At 67.5% G+C, this 2537-nt stretch carries 3 protein-coding genes; all 3 read right to left on the bottom strand.

The annotated features are described in order from the left end of the window. Window positions 1-875, bottom strand: an 875-nt coding sequence (fabD, locus tag AC1D00_RS36255) for an ACP S-malonyltransferase (protein ID WP_477013977.1), incomplete at its 3' end; no start/stop codon positions are given. A 172-nt stretch (window positions 876-1047) separates the two neighbouring features. Beyond that, on the bottom strand, window positions 1048-2073 hold the full coding sequence (locus AC1D00_RS36250) for a fatty acid desaturase family protein (RefSeq protein WP_477013976.1): 1026 nt from the start codon (window positions 2071-2073) through the stop codon (window positions 1048-1050). A gap of 3 nt (window positions 2074-2076) precedes the next feature. Continuing rightward, window positions 2077-2537 (bottom strand): TetR/AcrR family transcriptional regulator C-terminal domain-containing protein (locus AC1D00_RS36245; protein WP_477013975.1); only part of this gene is annotated, 461 nt, incomplete at its 5' end.

Here is a 2537-nt window from a genome sequence, read left to right as displayed (position 1 = left end):
GCGATACGCTTGACGAGACCCGTCAGCACCTTGCCGGCGCCGATCTCGAAGAAACGGGTCACGCCCTGCCCTGCCATATAGGCAACCGACTCGCGCCAGCGCACCGTTCCGGTGACTTGTTCGACAAGGCGGCGGCGGATCTCGTCGGGATCGGTGATGGCGCTCGCCAGCACGTTCGACACCAGCGGAGCTGCCGGGGCCTTGATCGTGACCTTGGCCAGCGCCTCCGCCATGGCGTCGGCAGCCGGCTGCATCAGCTTGCAATGGAAGGGTGCGGACACCGGCAGCAGCATCGCGCGCTTGGCGCCCTTGGTCTTGGCGATCTCGACGGCGCGATCGACCGCCGCCTTGTCGCCGGAGACAACCACCTGCCCGCCGCCATTGTCGTTGGCGGCCTGGCAGACCTGCCCCTGCGCCGCCTCATTGGCCACCTCCATGGCGGCCTCGTAATCGAGACCGAGCAGCGCGGCCATCGCGCCGGCGCCGACCGGCACGGCTTTTTGCATTGCGAGACCGCGGGTGCGAAGCAGCCGCGCGGTGTCGGAAACCATCAGGCTGCCGGCCGCGGCCAGCGCCGAATATTCGCCAAGCGAGTGGCCGGCGACAAAGGCCGCATCCCGCCCCACGGAAAAACCGGCTTCAGCCTCGAGCACCCGCAGGGTCGCAACAGAAACCGCCATAAGCGCCGGCTGGGCGTTTTCGGTGAGCTGGAGGGTTTCGGCCGGGCCATCCCAGATGATGGCCGTCAGCTTCTCCCCAAGCGCTGCGTCGACCTCGTCGAATACGGCGCGCGCCACCGGGAAGGCGTCGGCCAGGGCCTTGCCCATACCAACCGCCTGGGACCCCTGCCCCGGAAATGTGAATGCTGCCGTCATCGGCGCTCCCTGCTTGTCGAGCACGATCCCTGCGAGAACCGGCAGCCGATTACGCGCGGCCTTGGGCCATGGTTCCGGATCGTGCGTCAAAGGGGGCCGTAGACACCGTCCGGGCCTGCAATGTCAAGCCAAGATGGGAACCTCGACCGGCATCCAACTGGGGATGCGCCCCTTAAAACCCGCCCGCCTTCTGATCTGCGCCGACCTCGGCGCCAGCCCGCGCGCGGCGGGCACTGCTGGCCAATTGCCCCGGCCGGTCGTCACGGTTCGGCCTCGCGGTGGCGAGCCGCAGCACGGCGGCGTAGTTCGGCTGCACTTCCATGCGGCCGGCATGCCGGCTCTCGCTGAGCAGGCGATGGATCTTCGGCAGATTGTAGCAGGGCACGTAGAACAGGAGGTGATGCTCGAGGTGATAGTTCACGTAATATGGCGCGATGAACAGGCGCTCGAGAAAATTGGCATGCGTGGTGCGGGTGTTGCGCAGCGGATCGCTGCTGTCGGGGACGACGGCATGCTCGGCGATGTTGCGGATGCGGGTGATGACCATCATCCAGGTCAGCAGCGGCACCAGCCATAGCAGCGGATAGGCCCACCACAGGCCGGCCGCCGCAAGCGCTGCGAACATCGCGGCATTGACGAGGCATTGCGGGCCGAGCTTCTCCCAGAAATGCGCAGCGCGCTGCCGCCACGGCCAGTCCTGCGGGCCGAGGGCGTTGAGCAGTTGCGCCTTGCGCTGCTGGTAGCCGGTCTGCCCGGTGATGTCGCGAATGAACTTGCGGCGATAGCTCAGCTGCGTGATCGGAAATGGCGCCGACAGCACGAGATCGGGATCGTCCTCCTGCTGGGTCCGCGCGTGGTGCTGCAAGTGATAGCGGCGATAGGCGCGCGTCTCCGCAAAAACCGGATAAGCGCAGAACCACTGGCTCAGCGTCAAATTGGTGTTCTCGTCGGCGGAGAGACAACCATGCGCGCCGTCGTGCATGAGGATCGACAGGCCCAGTTGGCGCGAGCCGATAATGGTGACGGCGAAGATATAAGTGAGCGGATTGGGCCACCACGCGACCAGCGCGATCGCGCCGATGATCAGCGCCCAGGCATGCGCGATCAGTGCGACCCCCTTCCAGGTTACGCGCTGGCGCACGTCGACGAGCTGGTCCTCGGTCAGGAAATCGCGGGCACGCATGCGAAGCGCGGTCATGGCCTAACTCTCCTCATCCGAAGGGGTCGATGCGTCGCGGTCGTCGACGAGGCGCAGGCGCGCGGCCTCGCCGGCGGATTTCGCCTGCTCGCCAAGCACGCGCAGCATCTCGGCGCAGAGTTCATCCGGCGAGCGGCCCATGGCGTAGCCTTCGAGGATGACGCCGATGGCGACGGCCCAGAACCGCCGCGAGCTCTCGTCGGGCGCGCGCAGGGAACGCCAGCCGTGGCGCGCGACCTGGCTCGCATAGGCACGCGCGCCCTCGGCGTGCAGACGCTCGATGGTGCGCTCGACCAGCGGCGCGAGATCCTGGCGACGCCGCGTCAGCGTCAACGCCTCGGCGAAGAAGGCGACCGAATCGCTTGCCGTCACCGTCTCGGCCAGCGCGTGGGTGTAGTCCCGCGGCGTGCGCGCCTTCAGCGCAGCCTGCTCGGTCGCGCGGGCCAGATACAGGAGCTCGCGAC

It is taken from the genome of Bradyrhizobium sp. P2_E8, from assembly GCF_056403875.1.
The sequence above is the reverse complement of the archived record's forward strand: the minus strand, read 5'-3'. Positions and strand labels throughout refer to the sequence as shown.

Bases quoted from the DNA above. Each gene is read 5' to 3' on its own strand.
- AC1D00_RS36250 (WP_477013976.1), bottom strand. From the start codon at position 2,073: ATGACCGCGCTTCGCATGCGTGCCCGCGATTTCCTGACCGAGGACCAG.